This window comes from Chromobacterium aquaticum (genome assembly GCF_021129195.1).
Taxonomy (GTDB): domain Bacteria; phylum Pseudomonadota; class Gammaproteobacteria; order Burkholderiales; family Chromobacteriaceae; genus Chromobacterium; species Chromobacterium aquaticum.
Genome location: NZ_JAJOHW010000012.1, coordinates 22,577 through 38,088, shown reverse-complemented (window position 1 = coordinate 38,088; position 15,512 = coordinate 22,577). Strand labels below are relative to the sequence as shown.

Annotated in this window: 12 protein-coding genes; 8 read left to right on the top strand and 4 right to left on the bottom strand. The window is 64.1% G+C overall.

Features of this window, described 5'->3' with window-relative positions:
* The coding region (locus tag LQT98_RS02155; protein WP_231460972.1) for a TerB family tellurite resistance protein at positions 1 to 2,249 on the bottom strand (2,249 nt) is incomplete at its 3' end.
* A gap of 233 nt (positions 2,250 to 2,482) precedes the next feature.
* On the opposite strand from LQT98_RS02155, the gene LQT98_RS02150 reads away from it, so the two are divergent.
* Positions 2,483 to 2,965, top strand: coding sequence for a Spy/CpxP family protein refolding chaperone (locus LQT98_RS02150; protein WP_231460971.1), 483 nt, complete (start codon positions 2,483 to 2,485; stop codon positions 2,963 to 2,965).
* A gap of 333 nt (positions 2,966 to 3,298) precedes the next feature.
* Positions 3,299 to 3,778, top strand: coding sequence for a Spy/CpxP family protein refolding chaperone (locus tag LQT98_RS02145; RefSeq protein WP_231460970.1), 480 nt, complete (start codon positions 3,299 to 3,301; stop codon positions 3,776 to 3,778).
* A 72-nt stretch (positions 3,779 to 3,850) separates the two neighbouring features.
* Here LQT98_RS02145 and LQT98_RS02140 read toward each other — a convergent pair whose 3' ends face one another.
* The 3 genes from LQT98_RS02140 to LQT98_RS02130 form a co-directional block, all read right to left on the bottom strand.
* Entirely contained in the window at positions 3,851 to 4,318 is a 468-nt protein-coding gene (locus tag LQT98_RS02140; protein ID WP_231460969.1) for a DMT family transporter, read from the bottom strand.
* A gap of 44 nt (positions 4,319 to 4,362) precedes the next feature.
* Entirely contained in the window at positions 4,363 to 4,770 is a 408-nt protein-coding gene (locus LQT98_RS02135; RefSeq protein ID WP_048408530.1) for a YkgJ family cysteine cluster protein, read from the bottom strand.
* A 112-nt stretch (positions 4,771 to 4,882) separates the two neighbouring features.
* Entirely contained in the window at positions 4,883 to 6,859 is a 1,977-nt protein-coding gene (locus LQT98_RS02130) for a peptidase U32 family protein (protein WP_231460968.1), read from the bottom strand.
* A 208-nt stretch (positions 6,860 to 7,067) separates the two neighbouring features.
* Here LQT98_RS02130 and LQT98_RS02125 point away from each other — a divergent pair, with 208 nt between their 5' ends.
* The 6 genes from LQT98_RS02125 (at position 7,068) to nagZ (ending at position 15,512) form a co-directional block, all read left to right on the top strand.
* Positions 7,068 to 8,765 carry a methyl-accepting chemotaxis protein gene (locus LQT98_RS02125; RefSeq protein WP_231460967.1) on the top strand — a complete coding sequence of 566 codons (1,698 nt, stop codon included), beginning with the start codon at positions 7,068 to 7,070 and terminating at the stop codon, positions 8,763 to 8,765.
* Positions 8,766 to 9,224: 459 nt separating this feature from the next.
* The gene (locus LQT98_RS02120; RefSeq protein ID WP_231460966.1) at positions 9,225 to 10,607 is read left to right on the top strand and encodes an OprD family outer membrane porin; all 1,383 of its coding nucleotides are present in this window, start codon (positions 9,225 to 9,227) and stop codon (positions 10,605 to 10,607) included.
* Positions 10,608 to 10,777: 170 nt separating this feature from the next.
* Positions 10,778 to 12,037: an ABC transporter substrate-binding protein gene (locus LQT98_RS02115; RefSeq protein WP_231460965.1), complete on the top strand. Its 1,260-nt coding sequence runs from the start codon at positions 10,778 to 10,780 to the stop codon at positions 12,035 to 12,037.
* A gap of 248 nt (positions 12,038 to 12,285) precedes the next feature.
* The gene (locus LQT98_RS02110) at positions 12,286 to 13,149 is read left to right on the top strand and encodes a carbohydrate ABC transporter permease (RefSeq protein ID WP_231460964.1); all 864 of its coding nucleotides are present in this window, start codon (positions 12,286 to 12,288) and stop codon (positions 13,147 to 13,149) included.
* Between the two features lie 9 nt (positions 13,150 to 13,158).
* Positions 13,159 to 14,028: a carbohydrate ABC transporter permease gene (locus LQT98_RS02105; protein WP_231460963.1), complete on the top strand. Its 870-nt coding sequence runs from the start codon at positions 13,159 to 13,161 to the stop codon at positions 14,026 to 14,028.
* A complete protein-coding gene (gene nagZ / locus LQT98_RS02100) occupies positions 14,025 to 15,512 on the top strand; it encodes a beta-N-acetylhexosaminidase (protein ID WP_231460962.1) in 1,488 nt (495 codons plus the stop codon). Before LQT98_RS02105 ends, nagZ begins: the two co-directional genes overlap by 4 nt.

The following is a 15,512-nucleotide window of genomic DNA, read 5'->3' as shown; positions in this document are numbered from 1 at the left end:
GGCTTGCGCTGACGCGGCGCGCGCTTGGTCGCCGGCTTGACCGTTTCCGCCGCCACGCCGCCGTTGCGCTGCGCTACCCCCATCGCCAGCGCCAGCCGGCCTAGCCGCTGCTGCTTTTCCTGGCTGATGGGGCCGGCCGCCTGCAATAGCAGAATCGCCAGTTCCAGCGCGAAGCGGCGCTGCTGATCGGTGGGCAGCAGTTGCTCCAGCGTCGCCAGCGCCCGTTTCTCATCGTTGCGCACCAGCCAGGTCTGGCGTCGCACCGCCTGCTTGAACTGCTCCAGCGTCAGGTCTTCGCCCAGCGCGGTTTCCTGCATCACCCGGCGGATGGCGTTGAATGGCCGCACATCCACCACGCCATTGCCGATGGCAACATAGATCAACAGCCGCAGAAAACCGTCCACCGGCCCGCCTTCGGCGTAATGCGCTTCCAGTTCCTGGCGCTTGAGCCGCAGCATTTCACTGCGCTCCCAGCTGCCATCCGCCTTGCGCACCCCGTATTCGCGCTGCGGCTTCAAGCCGGCCAGCGCCGCGCTCCAAGGCGACTCGAACAGGGTGCGGAAGCTCAGCTCCTGCCAGGCATCGCGGCCGTCGCGCCAGCCGTCCAGCGCGGTTTCCACCAATTGGGCATAGCTCTGCTGCCACTGCCAGAAGGGATTGTCCTCCGTCACCGGCCGCCGCTCCTCGCGCACCCGCTCCGCCCATTGCCGCACCCCGGCCAGCCAGGGGTTGCGGCTGGAAAACCAGCGCCGCTCCAGCCGTGACGGATGCATTTCGCGCAGCCAGCGCGCGGCGTGTTCATTGCCGTACAGCCGCAGCCACGGCGAGACAAAGGTGTCGTACAACTGCTGGTTGACCTCACCCACCCGGCGCACCACCTCGAAAGCGGCCTCACCCTGGCGGCCGTCGCCCAGCGCCAGGATATCGTCGATATCGCGCGGCTCGAAGCGGATCACATAGCGCCCTTGCAGATACTCCAAGCCGGCCATTTCAGGATGGGTATCGGTGATCACCGCCTCGTACAAGCCCGGCGGCAGCACATCGATCAGATCCAGCGCGCTGGCTAGTTCGCTGTGTTCCTTATTGGCCACGCCGGCGGACACGAAAATGCCCAGATGACCGACCTGCTCGTGCAGGCAATAGACTATGGTCTGTTCATTGACGCGGATGTCCTCCACGCTGCCGTAAAGATCGGCGATCCAGAACAGCGCCTGCTGCGGCGGCGTGATATTGTCGCCCCAGGAAGCGAACACCACGATGGGCGAGCGGATATTGCGCAGATCCACCGCCTGCCGCCCCTGTTCCAGCGTCACCTCGCCGTGGCTCAAGCGGTTGCCGACGAACAGGTTCTGGGTAATCCACTCCATCTCCGCCTTGTTCAGCAGATAATGACCGCCCCACCAGCGTTCGAACTCCAGAAAGCGCTCGCGCTCGGAATCCACCTTGGCGTACAGGGTGTACGGCTTTTTCCAGTAGGTATTGCCCGGGTCCAGCTGCTCGAAATTGCTGACCAGGTTGGCGCCGTCGAACTGGCCATGGCCCAGGTCGCCGGCCAGCGAGGCCATCCAGGTGCCGCCGTACAGGCCGCCGGAATAACGCATCGGGTTCTTGCCGGCCACGCCGGCCCAGTAGGATAAGGGCGAGCCGGCCAGCAGAATCGGCCCCACCAGTTCCGGCGCGGTGGCCGCCAGCATCGCCAGCGCCCAGCCGCCCTGGCAATTACCGATGACGAAGGGCTTGCCGGCGCTGTGCGGATGCAGTTGATTGACCTTTTGCAGAAAGACTTTCTCGGCGCGCCATACGCATTCAATCGTCTGCTTGGGCTCGGGCACCGGGAAGAACATCACGAAATAACAAGGATGGCCCTGACGCAGCGCGATGCCGATCTCGCTGTCCATCTTGAAGCCGCCTATGCCCGGCCCATGGCCGGCGCGCGGGTCTATCACCACGAAGGGCCGCTTGGCCGGATCCGGTTTCGGGCAGCCGTCCGGCGGGCGGATCGCCGACAAGGCATAATTGACCGGCTGCTCCAGTTCGCGGCCATCGACGATGATGTCGTAATCGAACACCAACACCGGCGGATGACCGGAAGCGGCGTGCTCCAGATAAGTATCGCCGCGCTGGCGCAGGATGTCGCAATACAACACCGAACGCTGCCAGGCGTCCACCCAGTAGTCCACCAGCGCGCCATTCAGCGCGGCGAGCCCGGACGCGGGGAAAAACGGGAAAGAAGAAGCTGGCTGACTCATGCGAAAGCGCTCCGGCGGCGAGACGGGGATGCCGCATTTCACTCTAGTCCAAATCGCCGTCGTGAACGGGAAAAAGCCCGCCATCAAATCGCTTGCCGCGACGCTTTACATTTGGTAACAATTGCGAATGGCCGACTCATACTTAATTGACAATCGTCGCCCAGAATACTGGAGTAAACCTAAACCGACGCCGCTCACGCCGCGTCGCCGCCATTGACGGAATGGCCCGCCCTATGAAACCGCTGATACCCCTTGTTTTAGCCTGCCTGCTCGCCGGCGCCGCCCAGGCCGCGCGGCCGGAAATGGACTGCCCGCCGATGGGCAGCTTCGCCGGCCGGCCGTGGAAAATCGACCCGGCCAAGCGCGACGCCTTCATCGCCCAGCACCAGAAGGCGCTGCACGACAAGCTGAAGATCCAGCCGGCGCAGGAAGCCGCCTGGCTGGCCTTCGCCAGCGCCAGCCGCCCCGGCGCGATGCCTCCCTGCGGCGACAGCGGCGACACCGCGCCGGAACGCATGGAACAGCGCGTGCTGATGGCGCAGCGCCACTTGCTGAACCTGCAGAAGCGGCTGGAAGCGCTCAAGTCCTTCTACGCCCAGCTCAATCCGGAGCAGCGCAAGATCATGGACAAGGACAGCCCGCCGCCGATGGGCGGCAGAGGCCAGGGCCCGATGCGCAAGCTGCAGGCAGGCCAGTCCAGCGAGCCGCACAACTGAGAACCTGTTTATGATCTGCTGCGCGTCGTGGAGCGTTACACGGTGAGTACCAGCTCAAAATGCTCATGTACCACGTGTACATTCCGCTTTTTCGCTGGTTTTCGCCTTGTCTCGCCTTAGCTCGCGAGATCATAAACACCTTCTGAGAACCAGGCCGGAGCCAAGCGCCGGTCGCAGCCCATCCCCGCGCCCCGCGTCCTCCCATCCGTCTCCTTTTGTTGCCCCACCCGGTTTTTTAACATTCCGCAACAAGCGCGCGGCCGTCAGCAATACTTGCCTGACATCCATCGCCAATACTGACTGCGTAATCAACCTCGGTAGGAGTCTTCAATCATGACCAAGCTGTTCAAGCCCATGCTGATCGCCACCCTGCTCGCCGCCGGCGTCGCCGGTTCCGCGCTGGCCGCCGACGATGCGCCGTCGCAAAATCCGATGCCGATGATGGGTAAAGGCCGCCACATGGACCCGGCCCAGCGCGAAGCCATGGCCGCCCGCCACCTGCAGGCGCTGCACGATCAATTGAAACTGCAAGCCAAGCAAGAAGCCGCCTGGAAAACCTACACCGAATCGATGAAGCCGGGCGAACGGGCGATGCCGCCCAAGCCACAGGCTGGCGAAACCGCGCCACAACGCATGGAACGCATGCTGGACATGATGAAACAGCACCAGGACGGCATGCAGAAGCGCCTGGACGCGCTGAAAACCTTCTACGCCCAGCTGACGCCGGAGCAGCAGAAGGTGATGGATCAATGGCACGGCCCGATGGAGCATAAAGGCCGCATGGGTTCGATGGCCAAGCCGCAGCCCAAATAAGCGCCGCGCGCCGGCCAAGAAAAACGGCAGCCTCAGGCTGCCGTTTTTACTTGCTGACTCCGCGCCTATCACTCAAGCGCGTCCAAACCACCTGTCGCCGAAGTTGACCAGCAACACTCCGCCCACCACCAGCGCCGCGCCCAGCAGCCGCGGTAGATTCACTTCGCGCAGCGGCATCGCCAACCAGCCGAAACGGTCGAACAACAGCGACACACATACCTGGCCGGCGATCACCAGCGACAGCATCGCCGCCACGCCCAGCCGCGGCGCCAGCAAGGTGGTGCCGAACACGAACATCGCCCCCATCGCGCCGCCCAGCAGCATCCACCATTCCACCCGGCCTAGCGCCGCCAGGTCCTGCCATTTCTGGCCGGTGGCGACCGCCAACCCACCCAGGCACAGGCTGCCCACCGAGAACGACACCAGGGCCGCCAGCAGCGTGCTATTGCCCAGCACGCCCTTGAGCTGGTTGTTGATGGCGGCCTGCAGCGGCACCACTACGCCAATGGCGAAAGCGAATAAAGGATAAATAGGGTTCATGACGATCCTGTCGAGGCTACGGAGAGTTTCACGTGAAACAGCGCTCACGCCGCGGTGTTGCGATGGAAGGCGATCTTCTGCGGGTTGCGGGTATACGCGCAAAAGCCTGGCTTGGGACCCACCTTGGGGTGGTTGCGACAGGTATTCGGCCGCCGCTCGTAGATGGTGCACAAGCGGGTTTTCTGATCCAGCTGCATGCAATCGCCGTTGGCGCGCCGCGCCAGCGTGAACAACTCGCGCTTGAAATTGAAATGCTGGATCAAGCGCTGTTTTTCCAGGCGCTTGGCGATGTTCTTGATCGGCTCTTCCAGCTCGAACTCGTCCACCACCCCCATGCGCACCAGGTCGGACAGCCGCACCTCCACCGGCATGGAGCAGCAGCTGCCCATGCAGTCATCGCACAAACCGTTCTTGTATTTGACCCAGGTGTCCAGGCGCTCGATGTCGGCCACGTTTGATTCCCCGTGCTGCCGGCGTGGCCGGCGAATGATTTAAGAATTGTTCCGGATAGGACAAAGAAAGAAGCGCATTTTACCCGCCTCCCCGCCTTTGGCGCGCAAACCCTTATTGCGGCCGCTGCTTGAAGAAGGTCAAGGGCGCGGTGTACGCCACCTCGCTCGGCGGCGGCGTCTTCAGGATGTGCTTTTTCATCTTGCCCATCACATGCATCTCGCAGGGCCGGCATTCGAACTTCAGCGTGTAAGTCTCGTTGCCGGACTTCAGCGTCATCGGATCGGCGCGCACCTGGCCCATCACCCCCTTCACGCCCTTGGCCTGCTTCGGACACAGATTGAAGGAGAAGCGCAGGCAGTGCTTGGTGATCATCAGGCTGACCTCGCCCTCTTCCTCGTGCGCCTCGTAGGCGGCGTCGATGAGCTCAACCCCGTGCTTGCGATAGAACTGCCAGGCCAGATTGTTGTAGACATTGGCCAGATAGCTCAGCGTCTTTTCCGGATACGGCGCCGGCGGCTGCAGTGCCGCCTTGCGCGGCTGGCGCGGCCAGGCCTGCACGCGCGCCGCTTCCAGCCGGGCGATGGCGTCACGGCGCAGCGCGTTGATCGCCGAAACCGGCGCGAACCACGGCTGCGACAGCTGCAGCGTCACATCGTGGACGACGAACATGGTATTGCCCAGCTTCCCCAGATTGTCGCGCAGGCCGGCCAGCGCCTTGTCGGCGTCCTTGGCCGGCTCCAGCGCCAGCGGACTACAGGCGGAGGCGCTGACGCCGTCCTCGTCGGTAATGTTCAGTTCCAGGCCGTCGGCGTTTTCGCTCAGCGTCATCCACACGCCCACCTTGCGCTCGGCGGACTTTTTCAGCAGCGCCAGTTCCCAGGCGTGATCGCGGTTGCGGCAGATGTCCACGCCCGGCTTGAGGCCGGCCAGCACCGAAACGTCGTTGGGAAACACCCGCCACAGCAATTCGCCGTCCGCGGTCTTGCCCACTTGCTGCACGGTATTGGCCTGCACGCCCACCACTTCGCGCTTCTTCATGAAGTTGATGCCGTCGCCGTTGCTCATGGTTTCGGCGGTGGCGATCTCCAGCCAGTCCGGGCCCACCTTGCTGACCACGCCCAGGCCGACGCCGACGAATTTGGGCGAATCGAAGGCGCCGATGTCGATCTTGCGGCCGGTGGCGAAGTAATCGGTGCCGCCGCGGTGGAAAGTCTTGTCCGGGTCCGGCGCGAAGAAGATCTCGCTGTCGCCGCTGGAGGCGCGCGCCAGCTCCGGCCGCCGCTCGATGATTTCGTCCAGCAGCAACCGGTAATGGGCGGTGATGTTCTTCACATAGGACACGTCCTTGTAACGGCCCTCGATCTTCAGCGAACGCACGCCGGCGTCCAGCAGCGCTTCCAGATTGGCGCTCTGATTGTTGTCCTTCATCGACAGCAAGTGCTTGTCGAACGCCACCACACCGCCGTCCTTGTCGGTCAGCGTGTACGGCAGCCTACAGGCTTGCGAGCAGTCGCCGCGGTTGGCGCTGCGGCCGTTGTCGGCGTGGCTGATATAGCACTGGCCGGAGAAGGCCACACACAGCGCGCCGTGGATGAAGTATTCGATGGTGGCGTCGTCGCCCACCGCGTCCGCCGCCTTGCGGATTTGCGGAATGGTCAGCTCGCGGGCCAGCACCACTTGGGAGAAGCCGGCGTCGGACAGGAAACGCGCTTTTTCCGGCGTGCGGATGTCGCACTGGGTGGACGCGTGCAGCTGGATAGGCGGCAGGTCCAGTTCCAGGATGCCCATGTCCTGGATGATCAGCGCGTCCACGCCGGCGTCGTACAACTGCCAGATCAGCTTGCGCGCCGGCTCCAGCTCCGCGTCGTGCAAGATGGTGTTGAGCGTGGCGAAGATGCGCGCGTGGTAGCGGTGAGCGAACGCGGTCAGGCCGGCGATGTCCTCCACGCTATTGCAGGCATTGTGCCGCGCGCCAAAGCTGGGCCCGCCGATATACACCGCGTCGGCGCCGTGCAGAATGGCCTCGCGGCCGATTTCGGCGGTCTTGGCGGGCGATAGCAACTCGATCTGGTGCGACAACAGGCTCATGGCGTTTCCTGACATTTAGTATAGGTGGCCGCGTCGGGCGATGGCGGCCGCAAAGGGCCGGAATTATAACGGAATCATGGAGTTATAGATAGAGATTTACTGCGCCGGCTTTCAAGTTTGGCCAGCGGAAGCCCGCTGCCGCCTTGGACGGCGCGCCAGCATTTGGAACAGACAAAATCCGTATCAAAGCTTGCATCCGGAGAGTCCCATGTTCAACCGCCTGACCATAGCCCAGCGTTTAAGCGCGCTCGTCGTCGCCCTGCTGGCCATTCCCATCCTGATCGGCCTGTTTGGCCAGCACGCTCAGCAGGGCATACTCGACGACTTCGCCACCACCTATAACGACCGCGTGGTGTGCCTGAAACAGCTGAAAATCGTCGCCGACAGCTATGCGGTGGGCATTGTAGACGGCGCGCACAAGCTGCAGGCAGGCAGCATCAGCGCCGACAGCTTTCTCGGCGGCCTGGCCAGCTCGCAAGCGGCCTTGAAAAAACAATGGAGCGATTACCGCGCCACCTATCTGACCGCCGAGGAAAAAACCCTGGCCGACCAGGCCGAAACGGCGATGCGTCACGCCGACGCCAGCGTGGCTCGGCTCAAGACCCTGGCCCAATCCGGCGACCGCACCGCGCTGCAACACTTCCTGGACAAGGAAATGTATCCGGAGATCGACCCCATCGCCTCCCGCATCGCCGCGCTGATCGATCTGCAGCTACGGGTGGCGGCGGAAGAATTCGCCCAAGCCCAGCAACGCGCCGCCACCAGCCACCTCATCGCCTTGCTGCTGCTGGCCGGCGGCGTGGCGATAGGCGCCGGCCTGGCCCTGGTCATCATCCGCTCGCTGCTGGCCGAGCTCGGCGGCGAACCGCGCGACGTGGTGGCCTTGACCGAACGCATCGCCAACGGCGACCTCAGCCAGAGGCTGCAGGTCAAGGCCGGCGACCAGCACAGCATCGTCGCCTCGATGGCGCGGATGCAGAGCGGGCTGATCCGCATGGTGCGCGCGATGCAGCACGTGATCACCCAGCTGGGCAACAACGCCACCGAACTGGCGGCTGCGGCGGAACAAGTGGCCGCCAGCGCCGAGGAACAGACTCGCGCCGCCTCGTCGATGTCAGCGTCGGTGGAACAGCTATCGGTCAGCATCTGCTCGGTGGACGACAACACCACCGACGTGGCCACCGAATCCGTCTCCACCGGCGAACTGGCCACTCGCGGCGAGTCCATCATCGACCAGACCCTGCACACCATAGAATCGGTGGCGGAAATGGCGCGCGCCTCGCAGGCGCAGGCCGACTTGATGAGCAGCCGCTCGCAGCAGATTTCCAATGTGATCCAGGTGATACGCGATGTGGCGGACCAGACCAATCTGCTGGCGCTGAACGCGGCGATAGAAGCGGCGCGCGCCGGCGAACAGGGCCGCGGCTTCGCGGTGGTGGCGGACGAAGTGCGCAAGCTGTCCGAGCGCACCGCCCAGTCCACCGCCGAGATCAGCGGCAGCATCCGCGAGATGCTGGATAGCAGCGCCCACGTGGTGCAGAACATCCACCACACCGTGGACCACATGGAAGTGGGCTTGCAGCAGGCCAGCGACGCCCGCTCCGCCATCACCGGCATCAACGACAAGGTGGCCAGGGTCAAGCAATCGCTGAGCGCGATCTCGGTGTCGCTGCACGAGCAGCAGGCCGCCGGCACCGGCATTGCCGCCAATGTCGAGAAAGTGGCGCAGATGTCCGAGGAAACCAGCGCCGCCGCCAGCCAGACCGCCGACTCCGCCTGCCAGATGGAGCAAATGTCGAACGAGCTGCAAGCCAGCATCAACTACTTCACCTTGCCCCAATCCGGACAAGGCCAGCTCGAGGAAGCATCGCGCCAAACCAGCCATTCACTTGCGGCCGCGAACTGAAGCGCCCAAACCCTTCTCTCTCCGCACTTGGCCTGGCGCTTGCCAGGCTTTTTTTTATTCTGGCAATGGCCCGCCCCGTTTTTTGGACTATGGGACAGCGATGGGCCGACAGGCGCGGCGGATGAATATTGCATTGCAGCAATGTCGTCAAACGAAAGCAGCCACCACTGATCCACCTGATTCAAGCAGCAAAACTTCGTTATCGCGGCGGATAGTTCGTTGGCAGCCCAAAAACTGATCGCAAAGCAAAAAAGTACACGGTTTTCACTCGCATTCAGCGCTTATCTCCCGGCTTTCCCCAACTTTTCACCACAACTCAATGTGCATGGCAGCATTGCAACATTATGACGAAATATTTTGCAATACCAATGAGATACCAATTGAGAACCAGTAAAAGACCAGATAGTTTTAGCGCAGGACATCCGCCAGAGATGTTGCCACGTGATTGGAGTGACTGAAATGCCTAAACTGACCAAGCTTGCCCTGCTGCTATTGAGTGCGCTGCCCTGTGCGGCGATGGCGGCGGAAGACGCGATTCCGGCCAACGACACCTCGCCCACCCAGGGCGCGCCGGCCACCTTTGAACCGGTGGACGTCTACGACCTGATCACCAAGTCGGAAACCACCGTCAGCGCCATCTATTACGGCCGTAACCGCCAGGCGGACTGGCCGGCCCCGCCCAATGGACAGAACCGCGACGACATCACCGTCAACGCGCTCAACCTGGGCCTGAACTTCCGCTCCGGCTACGCCTGGAACAAGCTGGGCTTCGATGCCGCCGCCCACGCCGCCATCCGTCTGGACAACGGCAAGGGTTGGTCGGAAGTGCTGTACCACGATATCAACGACAGCACCCAGCCCGGCGGCGTGGACAAGAGCAGCGCGGTCTTGAGCCAGGCGGCGCTGAAATTCCGCCAGCACGAGGACGGCCAGGGCTTCTCCGCCCGCGCCGGCTACACCCCGATAGGCATAGGCACGCTGGGTACCTCCGGCGGCCTGCAATCCCACGCCTACCGCGGCGTGGAAATGAAATACAAGTTCGGCGACTTCGAAGTGGGCTATGGCTGGGCCGACCAGTTCCGCAATGAATGGGACACCCGCTTCCGCGACATGAGCAACTCCTGGGAACAGGGCCGCAGCAATGGCAGCGCCGCCAAGCGCGTCGACTACGTCAACAGCCTGGGCTTCCGCTACGCGCCCAAGAACGGCTTCGTCGACTTCGGCATCGGCGAAGGCAAGGACTACCGCCGCAACGCCCAGATCGCCGGCTCCTATTCCTGGCAGCTCAATGGCGACGACAAGCTGACCGCCACCGGCTATTACTTCACCGCCAAATACCAGACCCAGCTCTCCGCCATCCAGAACCCCAAGAACGAATACCACGCCAGCGGCAGCCTCAGCTACGCCACCAACGGCTGGACGCTGATGGGTGGCCTGGGCTACACCAAGGCGCCGGACTCCGGCGAGCTCAACTTCCGCCTGACGCCGTGGGGCAATAGCGATAACCGCAACTTCATCCAGACCTGGGGCCAGCTGGACGACTTCGTCTGGGACGGCACCACCGTCTACAAGCTGGGCGTCAATTACGACCTGGCCAAGATAGGCGTGCCAGGACTGACCGTGGGCTTGTCCGGCAACTACGCCACCGGGATGAAAAACCCGGGCAAGGCCGACACCAAGGCGCACGAGGTGGATTTCAGCGTGGGTTACAGCGTGCAAAGCGGGCCGCTCAAGGGCGCCAGCATCGGCGTCTATCCGGCCAGACTTCGCACCAACGGTTTCTACGGCAAATCCGATCGCAACGACGTGAAAGTCATCGCCTCCTATAGCAAGACTTTCTGATCCACGCATTCCGGCCGCGGCGCGCCCGCGGTCGCACTGGCATTGCAGTGGTATCGCTTTCATCAAAACCACTTCAATGCCACAATGCCGCAACAAGAAATTCAAATAGCATAATATTGCACCCTGGCCGCCACGGCTGACGCCAGCGCCGGCCTCAAAGGAGAAACATCATGAAACTCAACGCCTTCGCTCGCGCCGCCCTGCTCATCACCGGCTGCGCCGTCGCCCTGCCGGCGCTGGCCGCCGACAAACCGGTACTGGAAGTGTGGACCATGAGCTTGTCGCCCAAATTCGACGGCTACTTCAAGGATCTGGTCGGCAAGTACAACGCCCAGAACCCCAATGTCGAAATCAAATGGACCGACTACCCCTGGGACGTGATCCAGTCCAAGTTCACCGCCGCCGTCGGCGCCGGCAAGCCGCCGGCCCTGGTCAACCTGAACGTGCCCTGGGCTTACGACTACAAGCAAAGCGGCCTGCTGCAGCCGCTGGACGGCGTGATCAACAAGGGCCAGTACGTGGACGGCGCGATCAAGGACGTGACCTTCGACGGCAAGGTCTACGCCTTCCCGCACTACAACGGCGCCAACGTCATCGCCTATAACGCCGAACTGTTCAAGAAAGCCGGCCTCAATCCGGCCAAGCCGCCCAAATCGCTGGACGAGCAGCTGGCTTACGCCAAAACCATCAAGGCCAAGACCGGCGTCGCCGGCTTCGCGCCGGCGCTGGGCCCCACCAAGATCGAAGGCTTTCTGATCCAGAACGGCCTGCCCCTGCTCAAGGACGGCAAGCCGGTGTTCAACAGCCCGGCCCACGTGGCCATGCTGAAAAAACTGGGCGACGCCTACAAGTCCGGCGCGCTGCTGAAGGACAATCTGTTCGCCCAGGACAACTTCCAGGTCTCCATCGCCGCTTACAACGGCGGCCGCATGGCCATGCTGGTGACCACCCCGGCCTCGCTGACCCGGGTGCGCGACGAAGCGCCCAAGCTCTACCAATCCACCCTGGTGGCGCCGGCGCCCATCGGCCCCACCGGCATCGCCGCCGGCGGCTGGATGTTCAACTTCGGCGTGGCGCGCAACGTCAACAAGGCGCTGCTGCCGGAGATAGGCAAGTTCGGCAACTACCTGACCAACGCCGACAACCAGCTCGCCTTCGCCAAGTTGGCGGGCACCCTGCCCACCGCGCGCAAGGCGGCGCAAGACCCCTACTTTCAGAAAGTGGCCAATGACGCCGGCGCGGCGGAAAAAGCCGTAGGCGTGGCCGCCGCCAGCCTGGACAAGACCCGCACCATCTACCTGGCCGGGGTCAAGGACCCGGACGTGCTGTCCGCTCGCCTGGCCGCGGCGGTGGAAAAAGCCGTCACTGGCCGCCAGGATCCCAAGGTCGCGCTGGACGAGGCGGCGGCGTTCTGGAGCGGCAAGCTCTAAGAATCCGTTCAAAATCTCGCGAGCCAGGGCGAGACAAGGCGAAAACGAGTGAAAAAGCGGAATGTACTCGTGGTACATGAGCGTTTTGAGCTGGTTTTCAACGCCGTATCGCCGCAGCGCAGCAGATTATGAACGGGTTCTAAATACGTGCTTGAACGCGGCGGCGTCCCAGACCCCGCCGCCCCGCAACCCGCAGGCCGACGCCGCATCCCGGCGCCGGCCTGCCGCTACGTCACAAGGTTCTGCCCATGCGCACCAAGACCACGCTGCAAGCCTATCTGTTCCTGGCCCCGGCGCTGCTGCTGATGCTGGCGTTCTCCTTCTGGCCGGTGGGCTTCGGCAGCTTCATCGCCTTCACCCAGTACAATCTGATCGACAGTCCGCGCTGGGTGGGCCTGGACAATTTTCGCGATTTGTTCGGCGACGAGCTGTTCCTGGCCTCGCTGAAAAATTCCGCCGTCTACCTGCTGGTGGTGCCGGTGATCCAGATCGTCGCCATGCTGCTAGCGGTGCTGGTCAACAACCAGCTGCCGGCGATCAAGTGGTTCCGCGCCGCCTACTACCTGCCGGTGGTCACCTCGGTATCGGTGATCGGCATCATCTGGAACTTCATGTACACCGAGGACGGCGTGCTCAACGCCGCGCTGCACTGGCTGCGGGTGATCAACGAACCGGTGGGCTGGCTCAACGACGATCGCATCGCTCTGTTCGCGGTGATGTTCATCACCGTCTGGCGCGGCCTGGGCTGGTATATGGTGCTCTACCTGGCCGGCCTGCAGGCGGTGCCGGCCGATATCTACGAAGCCGCCCAGCTGGACGGCGCCAACGCCTGGCAGCGCTTCTGGCGCATCACCGTGCCGCTGCTGGCGCCCACCATCCTGCTGTGCTCGGTGATGTCGGTGCTGGCCGCGGTCAAGGCTTTCGAGGAGGTGCAGATCATGACCAAGGGCGGGCCGATGCAGTCTACCTACACCGCGCTGTTCTACGCCTACGAATTCGGCATCAAATCGCTGAACTTCGGCCGCGCGCTGGCCGCCAGCCTGGTGATGTCGGTGTTCTGCGTGGCGCTGGCGTGGCTGAATTTCCGTTACCTGCAGCCGCGTGAATCTTAAGGAAACGCCATGCATAACTCCGCCACCCTCGCCGCGCCCGCCGCCCGCCGCCACAGCGCGCGGCTGAGCAAGCTGGCCGGCCGCGGCCTGCACTATCTGGTGCTGAGCCTGATCGCCGTCATCACCGTCTACCCGTTCTGGTGGACGCTGGTCACCGCGCTGTCCACCGAGGGCGATGTGTTCGCCTTCCCGCCGCCCTTACTGCCCAGCGCGCCCAGCCTGAACAATTTCAAGGAGGCGGTGTCCAGCATCGATCTGCTGGCCTTCTACAAGAACTCCGTCATCATCGCGCTGGCCACCGTGGCCGGCACCCTGCTGGTCAGCGCGCTGGCCGCCTACCCGCTGGCGCGGATGCGCTTTCCCGGCCGCAAGCTGGTGTTCGGCGCCATCCTCGCCACCATGATCCTGCCCAGCGAAGTCAATTTTCTGGTCAACTTCATCACCGTGTCCAAGTTGCAGCTCACCGACAGCTATAGCGGCGTGGTGCTGCCCACGCTGGCCGGCGCGGTGGGCATCTTCCTGATGAAGCAGGCCTTCGAGGCGGTGCCACAGGATTTGATAGACGCCGCCCGCGTCGACGGCGCCGGCGAATGGCAGATTTTCTGGAAAATCATGCTGCCGCTGTCGCGCCCGGCGCTGGCGGCGCTGACCATACTCACCATGGTGTCGGCGTGGAACCAGTACATCTGGCCGTCCATCGTGATGTCCAGCCCGGACAAATTCCCGCTGTCGGTGGGCGTGCTCTACCTGTCCGGCGCCTTCAGCTTCAAGACCCGGGTGGTGGCCGCCGGCGCGGTGCTGACCGTGCTGCCCATCCTGCTGGTCTTCCTGTTCACCCAGCGCTATTTCCTGCGCGGATTCGATGGAGCCGTCAAATGAGCGATACCCTGCAACAACTGGCCGGCCAGGCGCTGATGGTGGACGTGGCCGGCCCGCGCCTGGGCGATGAGGAAGCCGCCTTCCTGCAACGGCTGGGCGCGCGCGCCATCTGCCTGTTCCGCCGCAATGTGCCGGACGAAGCCAGCATCCGCCGGCTGATCGCCGATCTGCAATGCGCGCTGGGCGAGGACATCCTGATCGGCATGGACCAGGAAGGCGGCGCGGTGATGCGCACCCTGTTCCTGCCGGCGGCGCCGTCGGCGATGGCGCTGGGCGCGGTGGACGACGCCGAGCTGGCCGAGAAAGTGGGCGCCGCGGTGGCGCGCGGCCTGGCCAGCCTGGGCGTGAACTGGAATTTTGCCCCGGTGCTGGACCTCAACAACAACCCGGCCAATCCGGTGATCTCGGAACGCTCCTTCGGCGAGGACCCGCTCAAGGCGGCGCGGCTGGCGCGCGCCTGGATCAGCGGCCATCTGTCCGAAGGCGTGGCCTGCTGCGCCAAGCACTTCCCCGGCCACGGCGACACCCATACCGATTCCCACCTGGACCTGCCGGTGGTGGACAAGCCCAAGGCCGAGCTGCGCGATTACGAGCTGTCGCCGTTCGCCGCGTTGGCCGATCTCGCCCCCGGCATGATGAGCGCCCATATCCGCTTTCCGACGCTGGACGCGGACTGGCCGGCCACGCTGTCGCCGGCCATCCTGCAGCAATTGCTGCGCGAGCAGCTGGGTTACCAGGGCGTGATGATCACCGACGGCATGAATATGAAGGCCATCCGCGAACGCTGGGGCCAGGCCCAGGGCAGCGCCCAGGCGCTCGCGGCCGGCGCCGACCTCAGCCTGGTGCTGCAATTCCAGGACGAAATGGAAGACAGCAAGCAGGCGCTGATCGCCGCCGTCGCCGCCGGCCGGCTGAGCGAGGCGCGGCTGCAAGAAGCCGCCGCGCGCGTGGACGCGCTGATCCAGCGCTATCCCAGCCGCCAGCGCGATTACAGCGCCGCGCAACGCGCGGCCGACGCCGAATTGTTCGCCGACGCCTGGCGCCGCGCGCTGACCCTCCACGGCCAGCCGCAACGGCCGCCGGCCGACGCCACGCTGCGCCTGGTGGTGCAGGACCAGGCACCGTCGGACGGCGTGTCCGAGGCAGGCCTGTCCGCCGACGCGCTGATCGCCCGGCTGTCGCGCCGCTTCAGCCTGGAAGTGATCCGCTATCAGAGGCGCGAGGAGCTGGACTGGCGCCGGCTGCCGCAGGACGGCCGCTACACCGTGGTCGCCTCCACCACCCGCGAACGCTACGGCGCGCGCGAACGCGCCGAATGGCGGCCGGATCTGCACCTGGCCTTGTGGAACCCCTACGCCGCCGCCGATCTCGACGCGCCGGCGCTGATCAGCTACGGCTTCGCCGACGCGGCGCTGGACGCCGTCGCCCAATGGCTGGCCGGCGAGATAGACGCCGCCGGCGTGCTTCCCGCGCGCCTGCAATAA